Source organism: Chryseobacterium sp. T16E-39, from assembly GCF_002216065.1.
In the GTDB taxonomy this organism is placed as follows: domain Bacteria; phylum Bacteroidota; class Bacteroidia; order Flavobacteriales; family Weeksellaceae; genus Chryseobacterium.
Genome location: NZ_CP022282.1, coordinates 1690301 through 1705523, shown reverse-complemented (window position 1 = coordinate 1705523; position 15223 = coordinate 1690301). Strand labels below are relative to the sequence as shown.

General features: G+C 36.9%; 14 protein-coding genes. 7 read left to right on the top strand and 7 right to left on the bottom strand.

Features of this window, described 5'->3' with window-relative positions:
- Positions 1-122: 122 nt before the first annotated feature.
- From CEY12_RS07685 to CEY12_RS07670, 4 genes are all read right to left on the bottom strand, one after another.
- Positions 123-803 (bottom strand): response regulator transcription factor, encoded by a 681-nt coding sequence (locus CEY12_RS07685; protein ID WP_089027136.1) that lies wholly within the window; start codon positions 801-803, stop codon positions 123-125.
- Between the two features lie 220 nt (positions 804-1023).
- Positions 1024-1776 carry a sensor histidine kinase gene (locus tag CEY12_RS07680; RefSeq protein ID WP_089027135.1) on the bottom strand — a complete coding sequence of 251 codons (753 nt, stop codon included), beginning with the start codon at positions 1774-1776 and terminating at the stop codon, positions 1024-1026.
- A gap of 112 nt (positions 1777-1888) precedes the next feature.
- Positions 1889-2389, bottom strand: a complete 501-nt coding sequence (locus tag CEY12_RS07675; RefSeq protein WP_089027134.1) for a hypothetical protein — start codon at positions 2387-2389, stop codon at positions 1889-1891.
- A complete protein-coding gene (locus CEY12_RS07670; RefSeq protein ID WP_089027133.1) occupies positions 2376-3083 on the bottom strand; it encodes a hypothetical protein in 708 nt (235 codons plus the stop codon). The genes CEY12_RS07675 and CEY12_RS07670 overlap by 14 nt, the downstream gene beginning before the upstream one ends.
- 414 nt (positions 3084-3497) lie before the next feature.
- Between CEY12_RS07670 and CEY12_RS22565 the strand changes: the two genes are divergently transcribed.
- The 7 genes from CEY12_RS22565 (at position 3498) to CEY12_RS07635 (ending at position 8496) form a co-directional block, all read left to right on the top strand.
- Positions 3498-4403, top strand: coding sequence for a RebB family R body protein (locus CEY12_RS22565; RefSeq protein WP_228409816.1), 906 nt, complete (start codon positions 3498-3500; stop codon positions 4401-4403).
- A 112-nt stretch (positions 4404-4515) separates the two neighbouring features.
- Positions 4516-4842: a nucleotide pyrophosphohydrolase gene (locus CEY12_RS07660; protein ID WP_089027132.1), complete on the top strand. Its 327-nt coding sequence runs from the start codon at positions 4516-4518 to the stop codon at positions 4840-4842.
- A gap of 9 nt (positions 4843-4851) precedes the next feature.
- A complete protein-coding gene (locus CEY12_RS07655; protein WP_089027131.1) occupies positions 4852-7032 on the top strand; it encodes a DNA/RNA helicase domain-containing protein in 2181 nt (726 codons plus the stop codon).
- 6 nt (positions 7033-7038) lie between these two features.
- Positions 7039-7503, top strand: coding sequence for a hypothetical protein (locus CEY12_RS07650; RefSeq protein ID WP_172821020.1), 465 nt, complete (start codon positions 7039-7041; stop codon positions 7501-7503).
- Positions 7503-7736 carry a hypothetical protein gene (locus CEY12_RS07645; RefSeq protein ID WP_089027129.1) on the top strand — a complete coding sequence of 78 codons (234 nt, stop codon included), beginning with the start codon at positions 7503-7505 and terminating at the stop codon, positions 7734-7736. The genes CEY12_RS07650 and CEY12_RS07645 overlap by 1 nt, the downstream gene beginning before the upstream one ends.
- Before the next feature lie 7 nt (positions 7737-7743).
- A complete protein-coding gene (locus CEY12_RS07640) occupies positions 7744-8163 on the top strand; it encodes a hypothetical protein (protein ID WP_089027128.1) in 420 nt (139 codons plus the stop codon).
- Between the two features lie 6 nt (positions 8164-8169).
- Positions 8170-8496, top strand: a complete 327-nt coding sequence (locus tag CEY12_RS07635) for a hypothetical protein (RefSeq protein ID WP_089027127.1) — start codon at positions 8170-8172, stop codon at positions 8494-8496.
- A 103-nt stretch (positions 8497-8599) separates the two neighbouring features.
- On the opposite strand, the gene CEY12_RS07630 is transcribed toward CEY12_RS07635, so the two are convergent.
- The 3 genes from CEY12_RS07630 to CEY12_RS07620 all read right to left on the bottom strand — a co-directional run bounded on the left by CEY12_RS07630 (position 8600) and on the right by CEY12_RS07620 (position 15137).
- The gene (locus tag CEY12_RS07630) at positions 8600-11845 is read right to left on the bottom strand and encodes an ABC transporter permease/M1 family aminopeptidase (protein ID WP_089027126.1); all 3246 of its coding nucleotides are present in this window, start codon (positions 11843-11845) and stop codon (positions 8600-8602) included.
- A 2-nt stretch (positions 11846-11847) separates the two neighbouring features.
- Entirely contained in the window at positions 11848-12729 is an 882-nt protein-coding gene (locus tag CEY12_RS07625; protein ID WP_089027125.1) for an ABC transporter ATP-binding protein, read from the bottom strand.
- Positions 12730-12803: 74 nt separating this feature from the next.
- Entirely contained in the window at positions 12804-15137 is a 2334-nt protein-coding gene (locus CEY12_RS07620) for a TonB-dependent receptor (RefSeq protein ID WP_089027124.1), read from the bottom strand.
- Positions 15138-15223 lie beyond the last annotated feature (86 nt).

Here is a 15223-nt window from a genome sequence, read left to right as displayed (position 1 = left end):
TATACACCGGTAAAAACACACCTATATAAATTTGTATTCTATTCAGTATCAGTGATAAATAATCAATATTCAATTATCAACTATCAACTCTCCATTTTCAACTTTCCACTTTCAATTTTCAACTACTTATCCAGCAACACAATCTCATCCGCATTCACAATACCATTCTGCACTGCATAGATCACCAGTCCCGCCATATTTTTCACGCAGGTTTTGATCATCAGGTTGCTTTTATGGGTTTCTACGGTTTTTGGGGAGATGAATAAATGATCTGCAATCTCTTTGGTGCTCATTTGCTGACAAACCAGTTTAAGGACATCAATTTCCCTTTCCGTAAGATCGTCTTTGGAGTAAGCATGAAACTCAGGGAGTTTATTGGAAAGCTGTCCCCGCATCACCTCAACCTGTTCGTCTGAAAAATAATGTCCGTGGTGATATACGGAATGTATGACGTTCAAAAGCTCTTCCAGTTCGATTTCTTTGGACAGGAAAGCATCCGCTCCCATTTTCAACATTTGTCCCATAAAAGAACGTCGGTAAAAACTAGACAATACAATGATTTTGGTCTCCGTTTCTTTCTGAGCCAAAGCAGCCATTACTTCAAGCCCATCACCATTCGCCATTCTCAAATCCAATATCAAAACATCTGGTGAATCACTCTCTGTTTCATTCAGGAAATGCTGTCCACCTGTTGAGGTCAATACCACCTCATACCGCTCATCCTGATCAATATAATTTTTTAAAAGTTGTACAAATAACAGGTCATCATCTACGATACCCAATTTAATTTTTAAATTTTTCATTCTTATTTTTTAGTTTAAATTTTATGAAGGCGAAATCGCTGAATAGCCGATTCGTAAATTTGCCCATTAGCCACTAAGCCTTTTCGCCAATTTGCCTTTCTGCCTTTTCCTAATTTCCATTTTCTCACCTAATCTCTCACTCCATCTCTCAAACCCCAAAACCCTCAAACGCTCGTACCCTGCACCTTGCACCCCATTTTCCACTCTCCACTTTCAACTTTCAACTCGCTATCACCATACAAGCAATAAACTTCGTCCCCTTCTCCGGTTTCGACTTCAGCTTATAAACCGCCTGAATCTTCTGTGCTCTCGACTGGATGTTTCTCAACCCGATTCCGTGATGGCTGGTTCCTTGTTTAAAGCCACTGCCATTATCTTCTATGGTCAGCATCAGATATTCCAGGGATATTCTCAGGGAGACATCTATTTTAGTGGCATTGGCGTGCTTTAAAATATTGGTCACCAGTTCCTGTACGATCCTGAAGATATTTAATTTTACAGGGCTGCTGATCAGGGTGTCTGCAATCATGTGACGGAAATCAACGTGAATTGTCTTACTGATCTGATCGAGATAATCTGCGATCAGATCCGTTAGTTCAATGTCACCCAGATCGGGAGGGGTCAGGTTGTGGGATAGTTCCCGGATCTGCTGCATCGATTTTTTTAGCTCCAGATTCAGTTCCTCTGTATTTTTATGGTTAATATTCAGGCGAATGACGTTGAGGTGTGAGATGATGTTATCATGAAGCTCTTCTGCCAGACGTTCCCGGTCTCTCTCCTGCAGGTGTAATGTATTTTCCCAACATTCCGTTTGGGTGTTGCGGACCAGCTGCATGACTTTCTGTTTGTTTTTTCTGATGCTTTGAAGATAGTTGATGATCAATATTGTGATCAATAGTGTCGTTAAAAAAAATAGCCCTATACCAATCCATATCCATTCAACTACCAAGCCCGGATTTTCCCACTGCGACATCCCAGATTAATAAAAGCGAGATAAAAGCACCACAACAAAATCCCTCTGAAAAGCCAGATCGGTGCTACCCAATCCAGATGGTTGGTGATCAGGAAATTAAAAGTGGTGGAGATCAGGCATTCAACAGAAAAAAAAGAAAGACGAAGGTGTTAACGATAAACAGGCTTTTCTCAACCTTTCCCTTTTGCAGTATTTTCACACAATACGCTGCTGCAAAACTACAGATGATGATACTGCTGATGATATTGGAATAAAAAGTAACGGGTGCTCTGTGGTATATATCCATTATATTGATCACCAGAAATATCATTGCATATCCATAAATGATCCACTTCACGAAAGCCGGAACCTTGAGGAAATACCGGCTGTAGATCTCTGTAAGCATTACCAGTCCCAAAAACTGGCTTAATGCATAATTGTAGGTATTCAATGTGTTTAGTTTCAGCAGCCGATCCACCAGATCTGTTAGTTCCAGGGCGAATTCTCCAGAGAGGAATAGCATGATCACCTCCATTGTTTTTATCCCGTTCCTGACCAGTAAGATCAACCCTGTGAGCAAAGTCAGGTTGATGACCACTTGTAAATAGAGGGATAAGCTGTTATAAGAAAGCACCGCTTTTGGTCAAAAGTTGGTAGTTTTCAAGGGGATCAGCAGCAGTAAAAGGAGGTCGGGGAGTGGAATAGTTTTCCGCTGTTTTACTCATTTCATTGATCGTTAAATTTTTCACGGTAATGATCTCAATATGATAAGCAAAAACCGAAGCTCCATTTTCTGTATCATCGGTCAGTCCGAAGAAACTCGTACAGGATTGACTGTCTTGTAGTCCCAATCGCTCATAATCTGCAAAAGGAATAGAAGTCACCTGGACAAAAGGTTCTGTTTTCTGCGCTTTCAGCCAGGTCGTGCAATACATATTCCATCGGAAGTTACGGTTGATCGCCGACTCTGAAGTGATCGGAGGATCCACTTCAAGGTTGGTGGTGTTTTGTACAGTGACATTAGGTGAATCACGGGTGAATTCTTTGACGATGATACCAGAGAAATCAGCTGTTTTATCACTTTCAGAATCGATCAGGAAAAACTTAAGCTGGCCCTCATCAATACCCAGATAAGCATGAATCCTTTTATCATCTGAACTTCCAAGATTAATTTTCCATTGGTTGATCTCTTTTCCCGAAACAGAAAAATGAGTTCCCTGATTTAAATAACCTAGAATCTCAGATTCACTCCCGTCATTTCCGCTTTTATAAGCGTCAATCAATACGCTCCATTTTTTAATGGATTGGTAAATACTTTCAATTGTCATGGTATTAGTTTTTTGTGAATGATAATAAATTATTTTTGAAATTTACAAAAAAAATGGTTTTTAAATCACGTGGATAAGAATTGCATGGTTAGCCTCCTCATTACCAGTATGGTAATGCATGTTTTGAAAAGTTAACTAGGGTATTAGTGTTTTGAAATATAGTTAGTTACAGTCCTTTTTAATATACTGTTCCGATCCGGATTATTACTGCGATTTTTAACCGTTTTCATGTTAAGAAGATTGTTTTTTTCTGAAAAATCAGTTTTTCTACTGACTGTCAATCTTATTTTGTTGAGTAGATTTGTTGGGAATAGCCTTGAGTGACCTTACAGAAAACGAAAATTTCTTAAAAATAAGAGCGTTTTTGATTTTGAAGACTCCCCAAAAACTAATAAAAACCTAAAACAATATAATATGAACCACGCTCACCAACCTCAATCTGCCAAGATATCCAACCTGCTTTATTTACGGGAATTAAACAAAGGTTTCTCTTTTCAGAAAGAAAAGGATACTCCTTATTTCAGTAAAAATGATCCCCAAAATAACAATAACCGCTTTGTCTTTAATTTAGAGACTTCTGAAATTGAAGCAAAACCAACCATAAGACTTGTTCATTATATTAATAATAATGGTCAGCATAATACTTATCCAGCATTTGTTATAGAACTTAAAGCGCAATCTGTAGGAATAGCAATAGTACAAATGAAAAACGATGAATCAAAGAATCTTCATTGCCATATCGACATTCTTCCGTTCAATAGTCTTATAGATATTGCTGAACCGGAGCATGGTTCGAAAATTCTTGGTGTAGATACCAGAAAAGCCAGAATTGTTTTAAAAATGGATATCATGATCAGCCAGTCTGAAACTGGTGAAGCATTATACGATGTTCATGATGTTGATGTTCAAAGCCTGGAGGGACTAATAACTTCAGATGAGATCACTGATTTGAAAAATAAACTGGAGTCTCCAACCGCGAAATTCATTGCACATTATATTCACGAAGTACATCCTGATATAAGTAGCGAATATCAGGATAACACCATTTCCCTGGTTGCTGAAGGTACAGCTCCACAGCCTTCCAATGATCAATTGACCGGAATGCTTTCTCCCAATCTCGCTGCCGGAAGCCTTGCTTTGGCAACTCTATATCAATCGATGGCACATTCCACAGGAATTATGTTTGAAAATGCTATCAGTAATCAAAACCAACAAAACGCACTGGCACAGGCAGCTGCCAATCAAGGGGTGATGCAGATTTATAGTCTGGATACGGTGGCGGATGCGATTTCTATTGCGAAGATGTTGGGGATGGAATAAACAGAAGAAGAGTTTGAAGAGTATTTATAAAAACTAATATTTTTAAGATGATTGTGCTTTAGATTTATTATTTTTAAAGTTAAATTAGATTTTACTTTATTAAAAGGTGTTTATGATAGATAAAAGTACAGTAGAAAAGCTTTTAAAATTTCGTGATGAACGAGATTGGCAACAGTTTCACAATTCAAAAGATTTGGCTTTAGCTTTATCAATTGAAGCATCTGAACTTTTGGAAGTATTTTTATGGAAACAGAATGAAGATTTTAATAAAGATAAATTAGAGGAGGAGCTTGCTGATGTATTAATGTATGGATTACTTCTGGCTGATAAAAATAAGATAGATATCAACAGTATCATATTAAAAAAGCTTCAGAGAAACGGAGAGAAATATCCTGTAGATAAAGCAAAAGGAAAATCAGATAAGTATGATGAATTGTAGGTTTTGAAAATGAAGAATTTTACAATTACTGAGGAATATAGCTTTGATTACCTCGCAGAAGCTAATATAAATAACAATCATAAAGATTATACATCCTGGCCAATAGTTTATCTCCTGAAGAATAAACAGGATAAATCTGCATATGTTGGAGAAACAACGGATGTACTAACCAGAATAAATACCCATCTAAAATCTGAAGAAAAGAAAAAGCTTTCATCAGTCAATCTTATTTTAAGTGATCTCTTTCATAAATCTGCAACCTTAGATCTGGAAGCTAATCTGATAAAATATATTTCGGCTGATGGAGAATATACTTTGCAAAATGGGAATTTGGGAATTTCTAATCATCAATATCATGAGAAGAAAGTATATTGGGAATTATTCAAAGATATATGGGATGAACTCAGACAATTAGGAATCGCAAGACATTCGTTAGATTATATCAACAACTCGGATCTTTTCAAATACTCTCCCTATAAATCACTTTCTAAAGAACAGATCAAAGGTTTAAAAATGATTCTTAGTTGTTTATTGGATAAACAAGCGAAAGTGAGCCTTATTCATGGTGGAGCAGGGACGGGTAAATCTATTTTAGCAATTTTTTTATTCAAATTACTGAAAACTGACTTAGAAGATTTTAATTATTCAGATTTTGATGAGGAAGATGAAGAACTTTTTTCTTTATTGAAAAAGGTAAAGCATGAATTCTCAGATTTAAATATGGCGTTGGTTATTCCAATGGCTTCGTTTAGAAAAACTATTTCTAATGTATTTAAAAATGTAAATGGTTTATCTGCTAAAATGGTCATTGGGCCATCAGAGCTAGCAAAAAATAAATATGATCTTATCATTGTTGATGAAGGTCACCGATTAAGAAGAAGAGTGAATTTGGGTTCTTATTTTGGGACATTTGATATCAATAGTGAAAAATTAGGATTGGATAAATTTACATCTTCTGAGTTGGATTGGGTAGTTATGCAAGGTGAAAAATCTATCATTTTCTACGATCAATATCAATCTATAAAGCCTTCGGATACACTTAAAGAAAATTTTAAAAAATTAGAGTCAGAATCTTTTACCAGGGTTGAAAAATTAAATACTCAATTTCGAGTTCGAGGAGGAAATGAGTATGTAAAATTAATTCATAATCTCTTTGATGAACCCTCAGGGATTCCTTTAGAACAATATAAGACAAAAGATTATGAATTTTATCTTTTTGATGATCTGGCAGAAATGATTGATCGAATCAAAAAGAAAAATGAGATTCATAGTCTATCAAGAGTGGTGGCAGGATATGCTTGGGAATGGATTTCAAATAAAAATCCTGAAGCGTATGACATTATTATTGGTGAAAACAAATTAAAATGGAATAGTGTTTCTGTAGATTGGGTGAATTCAACTAATTCTATCAATGAAGTAGGCTGCATTCATACCACTCAAGGATATGACCTGAACTATACAGGAGTTATTATCGGTCCTGAATTAGATTATGATTTTGAACTTGAAAGGTTAATTTTAGACAAACAAAAATACAAGGATAAGAATGGAAAGAATTCCATTAAGAGCGAAGATGAGCTATTAGATTTTATTATTAATATTTATAAAACAATATTACTTCGTGGAATTGAGGGGACTTATATTTATGTTTGCAATGATAATTTACGACGTTTCTTAAGCCAGTTCATTCAGTCTTTTAGCTCTATTACAAAAGAAGAAATCCAAATAGAATTTCTTGATAATCCAACTGAAACTTCAATACCTTTTTACGACCTTAATATTGCAGCAGGATGTTTTTCCGAATTGCAGGAATTAGAAAATGTAAAGTTCATTGAAGTGGATGGAGTAAGTAACAAGGATGATTATTTTGCTTGTAAAGTAATAGGTGAATCCATGAATAAAATTATACCTAATGGCAGCATTTGTCTCTTTAAAAAGTATAGCGGAGGGTCACGTAATGGATTAATTACTTTAGTTGAAGGCAGAAATATTACTGATTTGGAATTCGGTAGCAATTATACTGTTAAGGAATATTCTAGTAAGAAATCGATTGATGAAGAAGGCTGGTACCATGAGGAAATAATATTGTTGCCAAAAACAAGTGATTCGAGTTTTGAACCTATTATTCTTAGGGATGAAGATACTGTTGATTTTAATGTGGTGGGAGTGTTTGTGAAAGTATTAAAAATCTAATGATTTTTGATAGTATTACCTGTTAATTTAATATTGTTGACTAGAAATTACAAAGAGAATGGATATTCATTTTTAATGGAAAATGATAAAACTACAATGATAAGGGATATGAATAAAAAAGAATTATTGACTGTAGAATTACAAGAAAAAATTTCTAAGGCTATCTCCAAAATAGGAAATGTTCCTTCTCATTTAATTCCTAAAATAAATGAATCTAATGATGATGCCTATCCTTACGTAGAGATTGGTGACGATAGTGTCATTTATGTAGTGATTAAAGAAAGAGGAGTCGAATATGAAAGGAATTTTTGTAGAGATACTGATGATGCTCTTTTAAAACTGTTTAGATACAATTCATATGAAATAGCCAGAGCTAAAGAAAAAAATAATCCTAATTATTCAGTGGAGAAATTAAAGGATATGCAATTGAAAATTTTAAAAACGATTAATCCAAGCTGGAATCTTGAATAATGAACGAAAATGTTTTTACAGAGCGCAAAGAAAAATTAAAATCTTTTTTAGAAAAAGAATTTAGTTTTTCGGGAAATGAGTCTATAGCCAAGGCATTAGTAATCCTGAATCTATATAATTTTGATAACAGATTGAATCAAAAAGGAGTCTTGTCTCGATTTATTATTGATAGTGCTGAAATGGACTATTCAATTAGCGACAAGATTATGGAATTTGACAAATATATAACGTAGGAATAATATGAAAGCACAGTATTCTTCCAACAGAACTTTCAAATTATGGGCTTATACAGTTAGCCATAGTTCTTTACTTATACGAAGTGAAATGAAATATGCAGACCTAGAGGGTTACTCAAAAGACACTTCATATAATATTGACTTTGAATTTTGGGCAGTGAGTTATATTGATATCCCAATGAAGCTTGACGAAGTTTGTATTAAAGAAATTTTCGAACAAGAACTACCTGTACATATTGATAGGAATTTGTTAAAATATGATATGAAAATATTTCAATTCCAATCAAAGGAACAAACATATCATATTATTGCAGGTGGACTTTTAATCGGTGAAAATAGATGGGAGAATGAAGACAGGATTTTTAATTATCACTCTAATTTGGAGCATGATAAAATAATTTTCTGTACAAATCAAGAAATGTAAAACAATATGAACCTACAAGAATTAATCAACTACTTCCGCAACGGCGGAACATATAAAGACTTTTGCAACGATCACTCACTAGATCAGACCTCTGAAGCTATTGAAGTCTATATGGAACAACCTTTAGAGCTAAACAATAACCTGGCATTTTTTGAAATTGAGACCACAGAAGGCAGCCTTGAGTTTGTTAAAGATGGGATCAGATATTACAGCTTATTTGGTTTTCATTATTTTTTCGAGGTACTCGAGGAAGTCAAAAATTCAGAGCATCATAATATGACAGATAAAGATCTTGCGGAGATTTTATTTAATTATGCAATTAATGATGCATAAAAAATATCATGATCCACAAGTGAACCATGATATCAAAAAAGTCTCGAAACGATTTTTTCTGGTAATTGGGTTTTAAGTTGTTGTTAATTCATATTCAATACTTCTATTCTCCTTTTTCAAGGAATAGTTTTTTTACAGCTTTTTCCTGTGCTCCTTTTTCTCCGTTCAGTAAAAACTGATATAGATTGGTAGAGTGTAAAGGAGATTGTTGGGTAAGTGCTTCGGTGTAGAAAGTATGAATCTGTTGATCCAGCTTGTTCTGACCGATTGTTTTACTCAAATGATACAAATCAGATCCGCCCTTATGCTCTGAGATGTATAAGGAAACCTCATCAACATCCAATAAATTAGTTTCTGAGTTGGTTTCTGCGGCACGTCCTTTCAGATATTCTTCATGGGCTTTTTCAAGATTTTTTTTGAGTGGTTCCGGACCGTAAAAATGTTCCAGTTGTGACAGAGCCAGATACGCTGGGATGGTTTTCGTATACACGGGATACCCTTTGGTGCGGGTCAGGTTCAGCTGTTGCATATACTGTTCAGCGATAAGCTTAGCGGTAATATACCGGAGATAATCCAAATCTTCAGGTTTCCGGATATCAGCAATCCATCCATGATTCTCCGGAAGCACCATGACATTGGAATACGAATACAATTCCTGATCATATCTTGGACGTTCTGCAATGGTAAGCGTAGCATAAGGATAAGCTCCCAATTTTTCAGATAAGAAATTAAGTGATTCCTTCGCGGAGCTAATCAGCTTTTCCACATTATAGGCATGATCGGGATGATAATAGACTTCCATCTCGATCTTTCTTCCATTGATAGTAATCGGTTGTTTTTTTACTGCATATTGAGCTGCTAAAATATGAAAATTAAGGGTTTCAGGATGTTCTGAGGCAAAAGAAAAGAAACGTTTACCATCTTTCTTCCATGATTTTTTTAAAATGCCGGGAGCTACCACTTCCTGATCTCCAACCACTGAAATATTCAGCGTGTAAGGAAAACGGCCGGCTTGTGAGGAAGCAAAGAATCGGGCAGAGGCAGAACGGTCATTTTGATCCGGAAGCCGGGAATTGATCTTTTGCAAACCTTCTTCTACACGGTATTTATTTTCTTTTAATTCCCTACGGTCATCATATCCAAAGAATGGAATAATATCAGATGGAATAAAACTTCCATTAAAAGCGATTTCTTTTTGAGGATCATCATTCGTAAACCCTGAATAAGCTAAAGCTCCGGATAAGGATGCTTTTATCGTCTGACCCGGTAATAGAGGTTGAGAAAGGGTGTAAATCGCATGTCTGAGTTCTTCATTTTTATGGGTCAATACCAGACTGTTTCCTTGCAGTTTGATCTTTGGAAAAGTCGAACGATCCATCCATTCGACATGCAATGTATCGATGGGCTGGGAAGTGGTGTTTTTTAAAACCACATTTGAATTATAACTTAAATTCCTGTTGGCAGGATCAAGCTGTAGATTCAGTTCCAATCCGGTGATCAGTGGTTGCGGGGAATTTTTAAACTTTTTATATTGTTTTTCGTACACTGCTTTTTCGGTTCTTTCTTCTTTTTTGGTTTCAAAATGATTTTTAATATTCACCGTGTGATAGATGTGATTACCAGTAACTGCAAATCCGAACATCATTAATAAAAACCCAATGATTAATGCCGCTTTGGGAGCCGGTGATTTACGGATTCTCGTCCATAACGAAACGGATGTTCCGCGATTCCACAACCAAAGACCTACAATAAATAAAGCGACGGCGAGGAAGATCCAATACGACATATACCAGGTATGTGCGAGACTGAAAATTCCGTTTCCGTTCATATCGGTATTCTTTCCGGAACCGGGAGAGAAAATAAAATTAAACCGGTTTTGTTCAATCACTTCAATTTCATGCAAGACCGTACTGCTGATCAACACAAATAAGGTGATCCAGTGGGTGGCATATCGGTTGGCCGTAATGCCGGCAACAAATACGGTTAATAAAATATAGGCGATATACTTAGGCATCCAACGGATAAAAAGATCGTTGAAATAAACGGGAAATTCGTAATGGTAATATCCTTTTCCGGTTTGTACCAGTAATCCGATCAACATTAAAAAGAAGGTCAGCAAAAAGGATACACCGATCATCGCAGTGACTTTAGAGAAAATGCTCACCCAGTTCGGAACGGGAAGCGCATCTCCAATCTGCCAGAATCCGGTGGTTTTGTTTTTAAAGAGCAATTCTCCAGTGTTGATAATGATGAAGAGGAGGAAATAAAATGAAAGTGGAAGCGTAACGCCTGTGATTTCTATGGTTACCGGAAGAGTAGGTGCGGCAGAATAATATTGTTGTTGCCAAACGGCAATATAGCACAAATAAATGATCAGCAGTAAGGAAAGGAAAAGTTTAAATCCCCACGGTCTCACTACGGTTTTAAATTCCAGTAAGGAGAGTTGAAATACTTTCTTAAGATTGGCTGCGGAAGAAAAATACTGTGGAGTAGAAGTTCTTACTGAATCAGAAGGAATCAGTTCGATAGTATCAGAAACAGGTTTCTCTTTTTCCTTCTTTTGTTGAGCCACCGCAAACGTTGAAAAACTGAATTTTTTATAAGCTAATACCAGCATCACCACTGAAATAGCGATCCAGATGATTCTGTTTTTAAAGAGAAGTCCCGAGAACTCCGGTGAATAATTGTTTTTCTGAACCGCTGAAAGATGTTCAACCAATTGATGCATTACTGAAAAGCCCGTAGGGTCAGCTAAAACCACATTGGGGTTGCTGTTAAAGGAAGTTTCAGCAAAGATCATTAATAACATTCCCATCAGTGCCACTCCATAGGAAGCTTTTGCACTTTTGGTAAAAACAGAAACTGCAAAACTCAACGAATAGAGTACAAAAATATTAGGAAGTAAAATATAGAGAACAGCCTCCAGAATAGATTGGTAAGACAATGGTCCCAAATTAGGGATCGGAAGGTAACTGTACAGGATAATTCCCAGAAGATAACCGAAATTCAAGACCAAAAGAACGATCAGGGAACCAGAGAACCGGGCTCCAAAGAAAGAAAGCTCTTTTGCTCTCGTGGTATATAAAAGCGGAGCGGTTCGGTATTCAATATCTTTAGTCATGGCAGAGCCACCGAGGATGGCAGTAACAATAAAACCGATATATCCGATCCCGGCAAGTACCATAAAAAGAACAGCCGGAGCATTGGCGTAGGTTTTATCAGCACTGAAAAATTCGCTGGTATGGCGCATATAATAGAGCCCCTGCAAAAACATCAGCAGGAGGAAGATCCAGGTAAATGGTTTTTTGATATGCTGTAAAAGCTCGAAGCGTAATGTAGTTTTGAACATGGTTAAGATTTTAAAGAAGGAACATCTGCAATTAACTGGAAATAAGAATCTTCCAAATTAGGTTTTCTGGTTTCGAAACTCGGATCAGGCTCACCGTCCTCAAGTACAGAAATAATCAGCTTTCCGGATTTAAACCGACTGCTGATAATATTGAGATGGGCGTATTGAGGGAGTTCTGCTTTAGCGATCTCTTTTTCCCAGAGTTTTCCTTCAAGTTCTTTTTCAATTTGAGAAGGCTTTCCGGTTTTCAGTACTTTTCCGTTTCCGATGATCGCCATATCATTGCAAAGAGTAGAAACATCTTCGACAATATGAGTAGAAAGAATGACCACCGTATTTTCACCGATCTCACTCAACAGGTTGTAGAAACGGTTCCTCTCTAAAGGATCGAGACCTGCGGTGGGTTCATCCACGATAATAAGCTTAGGGTCTCCTAAAAGTGCCTGTGCAATCCCAAACCGCTGTTTCATCCCTCCTGAATAGGTGCTGAGTTTCTTGTTGCGGACATCAAAGAGATTAACCCGGTTGAGAAGTTCATGGACAGCCTCACGTCGGATATCCTTTTGATTCAATCCTTTCATTTCAGCAATATGATTCAGCATTTCCACAGCGGATACATTAGGATAAACTCCAAAGTCCTGAGGAAGATAACCAAGCATTCGCCTTAGTTGTTCGGGGTTGGAAAGAACATCAATATCTCCGAAACGGATGCTTCCGGTATCGGCTTGCTGTAATGTAGCGATGGTTCGCATCAGCGTGGATTTTCCGGCACCGTTTTGTCCTAAAAGCCCAAACATCCCTTTACCGATGGTGAGTGATATTTGATCAAGCGCCTTTTTCCCATTAGGATAGGTTTTGGATAAGTTTTCTATTGTTAATTGCATGAGAATTGTGGATTTAAAGGTCTGTTTCTCCTCTAAAAAGAAACAGACCGGAGGTTGATAATAAAAACACTAACCTAAAAGCTGAATTTAAGATTAGCACCAAATGTTCGTGGGTTCCCAATTAAAACGGGAGTCGTGTCAGCCATCTGAGTTGCATAAGCAAAAGACAGGTATTTGGCTTCCCCAATATTTTTAGCCCAGATTCCAAGGGACAGATTATTATATTTAATGCCTGCTGAAAAATTCAGTAAGCTGAAAGGCTTCTGCACAAGATCATTGTAATAGGTCATATACTGCTTACCAAAATATTTCCATTCGGGAATGCCATATAGACTAAGCTTTTCATTGATTTTTAAATGATAGGTAACAGAAATTGAAGAGGTGAAGTTGGGCGTAAAGATTTGTTTGTTCCCAGCATAATCCTGATTCTGTTTGTTGGAGTTAACGAGAATTAATTTTTTATAATCGGTATCTACAACACCCAGGTTGTAATTAATTTCCAATCCTTTCGCAACAAGTCCGGTCAGTTCCAATTCGAGTCCTTTGTTGACCAGTTCACCTACGTTATCTGTAAGGTTTTCAGGCAGGGAAAGGGTTTGCTGCTGATCTTTCCAATAGGTGTAGAAAACAGCTACATTGGCTCTCAATCTTTTCTTAAACCATTCGGATTTCATACCCACCTCGTAGTTATTGGTATACTCAGGTTTGAAATTAAGCCTCGCAGCGTTGGACGTATACATATTGAATCCGCCAGAACGGTATCCTCTTGAATACGTTGCATAGAACAACAGGTCTTCAGCGGGATTGTAAGAAACACTTAGCTTAGGTGAAAAGGCTCCGTTATGACCGTCAATTTTGGTTTCAGGCGTCAGGATCATAAGCGGATTGGGAGCTTTCTCCATATCTGTACTGAAGAGAAGGTTACGTTTTTCATAATCATACCTGATCCCTCCCGTTAAAAGCCATTCCTTACTCAATGCATAACTAAGATTCGCAAAACTGGATATTCCGTAGGTTTTTTTATTGCTGTGAATCCCTGATACATAAGGGGCATTGGGATCAAATGCAGCAGCATCGGGTCCATAGATGTATTGGTTTAATGATTCTTTTTGATCAAAGAAACCAAACGCACCTCCGGTGAATTTAAATTGGTCTGAAAAATCGGTAACGATCTTAAATTCCTGGGTCAAAGTATTCTGAGGTGCCGATGGAACTTCAAAAGTGATTGCATTGTATGGAGAATAATCGACATCATAATCTTTATAAACATCACTCATATAAGTATACCCGGTAACAGAAGAAAGCTCGGTCTTATCTTTTTTATAGACCACCTGAAGGGAGGTTGACAGGAGTTTTCTTTTTTCCTGATTGGTTCCGTTATAATTGACGACATAAGGGTTGGCCAATGCTGCAGTGCCTCCCTGTACATAAGGAAATACCCCCATAATGTCATTGTATTCACCCTTGACGTTCAAAGTCATGGAAAGCCGGTCATTGACCAGGTATTTCAGATAAAAGTTACCATTAAAGCTTTCAGGGCGGTCATACTTTTTGCCAGTAAATGTATTGGTGAAAAATCCGTCCCTTTTATCATAACTGGCAGAGAAACCTGCATAGAGTTTGTTTTTAACCAATGGACCGGAAATTCCCAATGCATAATGCTGGGTATTATAATTACCAATACCAGCTTCAGCAAAACCTTTTAAGGTATTCCCAGGTTTTTTAGTGATGATATTGATGACTCCACCTAAACCATTTCTTCCATATAAGGTACTTTGAGGACCTCTTAAAACTTCTACCCGCTCAATTCCCTGCAACTGCTGACTGGCAGAATAGCCATCAAACATCGGAATTCCATCTACATAAATTCCAACCACAGGATCTGTAGAAAAAGTAAGGACTCCTCTTATCGACATGACGTTTAAAGTAGGAGAACCAGCATTCATTGTCATTAAGTTGGGGACTGCGAGAACGAGATCACCCATTTCATGAACGTTTCTTTCTTCGATCTGTTTTCCGGAAATGGCAGAAATAGCCATAGGGACTTTTTGCAGTTTATTTTCGGTTTTCTCTGCGGTTACGGTCACCTCTTCAAGTTGATTGATTCGATCCGATCCGAGAATTTCCAACGTTGAAATTTTTCCTTTTCGAACGGTAACAGTGCTTTTATGTAATTGATATTCGGTACAGATCACGGTATATTTGCCTTCCGGGATATCAGAAAAATTGAATTGCCCTTTCGAATCACTGGTCGTAGTATGGTTAAGTGGAAAGAGTTGAATCGTTAATCCCGCACGGGCAGTGCCATCTTCCGAAACCACTCTGCCTGAAATACCACCCACATTCTGAGCCACAACAGAGATAAAAGAGGCGAAAAGAAAATAAAGAATTAAAAGTTTTTTTTTCATAATTTTAGATTCATTCTAAATAACATATTTTTAAGGGACAAAACTAGTCTCATGCTTTTAGAATTGATGACGGATTTTGGAATTAT